The organism is Erwinia sp. AnSW2-5, from assembly GCF_045107195.1.
Taxonomy (GTDB): Bacteria; Pseudomonadota; Gammaproteobacteria; order Enterobacterales; family Enterobacteriaceae; genus Erwinia.
This window is the reverse complement of sequence record NZ_JBJGXA010000062.1, coordinates 1-2,151: the sequence shown is the minus strand read 5'-3', so window position 1 is coordinate 2,151 and position 2,151 is coordinate 1. Positions and strand designations below refer to the sequence as shown.

Below are 2,151 nucleotides of genomic sequence, written 5' to 3'. Positions count from 1 at the left end.
GTCATCCGGGCTGGCCGGTGGCCTGGTCGGAGACAACACCGGCAGTGCCGTCTATGCGGCGCAGGCAGGGAAGACGACGGCGGAGAATAACTTCCTGAGCAGTACCTCCTCGGAAAAACGTGATGCTTTGGCAGAGAAGGTCTTAAAAGGCGATAAATCCCTGCAAACTGCGAAAGAGTTTTTACAATTTGAGAATGCCGATAAACGTAGCGATGTACTGGTTGCTAAGTTCAATAAAGAACCAGCTAAGTTGAGCATAGCAGAGCGAACTGAGTTGGTAAGCTATTTGAAGATATATGCATCTGAAATGCAGGCTAAATATGGTGAGGCAGTGACTAAAGAGCTGATCGCAGGAATGCTGACTGGTCAGGATTATATGAAGTCAGCGCCACAGACAGAGGCGCAGCAGAAAGCACAAACAATCATGAGTACCTGGGGTTACCATAAATCCAACGCCAGCATTGGAGACCCGATATTGTTATTTGGCAGCAGTGTCCTTGGCACCACAATAAAAGAAGGTATGGCGCTTAATGCGGCAATCGGTGTGGGCGTGAATACGGGCGTACAACTTAGCGGGAATGATCCTTTCAGCTATGTGGATGCGATTATGGCTGGCGTGACTGCGGCGGCGACAACAGGTAAAAGCTGGCAGGCATCAGCAGCGATCAATATGGGAGGTGCTGCGATTGGCAGTGCGATTAAAGGGGAAGACCCGACTAACTCTGTGATAAGTAATGGCTTTGGTAGTGCGGCTGGTAGTTTAGGGGGGAAAGTTGTTGATTCGTTGTCTCCTGTAACTGATCAAGTGACAAAGGATGTCATTGGTGCAGTTACAGGCTCTACTGCTTCTGAACTTACAGGAAAAGCTGTAAAAAAAGAGTTAGACAAGCGGGAGAAGAAGCAATGAATCTCTTCAGCAAGGTTGGTATCCTTTGGCTTCTTTTTTTAGTTGTGTACTGTACTGCTTTAATCTCTGTTGTTCTTTTTATATGCCAACTAGGAGTGTCAACAGTTTTCTATTTCAATGATGGGGTATTCCTTTTTGTATGGGAAGATGCATTGTATATCGCATTAAAAAAAGGGAGCATAGCAGGAGTAGTATTAGGTGCTGGAATATGGTTGAAAAATAAATTGCATGAGCGTCGCGGAGAATAACTCCCTGGCGAACGTTCTGGCAGCAGCGAATAAACAGAAACCCGGAACCACAGCGAATTACGAATCGGGAACCCAGGCCGCTATTAAGGAAGCCTGCAGCGGCGGGACACCGGTATCCTGTGAGACAGCGATGGCAGCGGTGGGCAGCGTTATCGCCTGGCCGCTGTTACCGGGAGTGGCAGCAACAACCAGCCTGATAGGTGCGGGAGCCAATGCCGGAGTGGGTTATCTGATTAACGGCGAAGTGAACACAAATGATGTGATACTGGGTTACTGGACCGGGGCATTTACGGCAGGGACCGGGTTGTGGGGCACAATGAGCGTGAATGCGGCCAGTGGAGCCACATCCAGCTATCTTAAAGGTGATGATCCGTTGAAAGGTGGGGCTATGAGTGGCGCTGCATCCGGGCTGGGCTATGGTGCTGGTAAGCTGGTTGAGTTGCCTCTTGATAAGATATTCAATCCAATGAAGCCATGGAAAGACTGGATCTGGGTTGATGTTGGAAAGGGTATATCGAAGCCGTTGCCGTTAGATCCGTTGCCGGGGGTTGCTGGTAATATATTCGGTTCAGGTACAACTGAATTCTCTAATGATCAAGCAGGTAAATGGGTCAAAGATCATTTAGGGGACAAAAAGTGAGAAAGAATAAATTTAAATGGTTATTTGTTTTCTTGTATCTCAACTTAGCCTTAATGTTTGTCTTTCCATTATGGTTCATACTTGTACAAGTCGCTACTGAGTTCTTTTATTCTCTGTATTATGCCGGAAAATTTAGTGTTTCAAATATTGATTTTATTAAGGCAATAAAAGCAGGCTTATTCTGTGGGGGTCTTGCGGGTTCAGGGTGTTGGTGGATTTATTACCAACGTTACAGAAAAAACAGATAACACAAAAACCCCGGCCACTGAGTCGGGATTTTACTGTATAACCAGGCAGTTACACTTTAGCCGCCCGCTTCTGCTGCCCCGTGATCAGCTGATTGGTGAAATCAGCAC

Annotated in this window: 3 protein-coding genes; all 3 read left to right on the top strand. The window is 47.0% G+C overall.

The genetic code is table 11. The annotated features are described in order from the left end of the window. On the top strand, positions 1 to 907 hold a 907-nt coding region (locus tag ACFL9S_RS23650), incomplete at its 5' end, for a VENN motif pre-toxin domain-containing protein (protein ID WP_405264311.1). Beyond that, positions 904 to 1,155, top strand: a complete 252-nt coding sequence (locus tag ACFL9S_RS23645; RefSeq protein ID WP_405264309.1) for a hypothetical protein — start codon at positions 904 to 906, stop codon at positions 1,153 to 1,155. The genes ACFL9S_RS23650 and ACFL9S_RS23645, both read left to right, overlap by 4 nt. After that, positions 1,136 to 1,795, top strand: a complete 660-nt coding sequence (locus ACFL9S_RS23640; RefSeq protein WP_405264308.1) for a hypothetical protein — start codon at positions 1,136 to 1,138, stop codon at positions 1,793 to 1,795. The genes ACFL9S_RS23645 and ACFL9S_RS23640 overlap by 20 nt, the downstream gene beginning before the upstream one ends. Positions 1,796 to 2,151: the final 356 nt, after the last annotated feature.

Excerpts from the sequence above, each read along its gene's own strand:
- ACFL9S_RS23645 (WP_405264309.1), top strand. The coding sequence starts at position 904 with ATGAATCTCTTCAGCAAGGTTGGTATCCTTTGGCTTCTTTTTTTAGTT.
- ACFL9S_RS23640 (WP_405264308.1), top strand. The coding sequence starts at position 1,136 with ATGAGCGTCGCGGAGAATAACTCCCTGGCGAACGTTCTGGCAGCAGCG.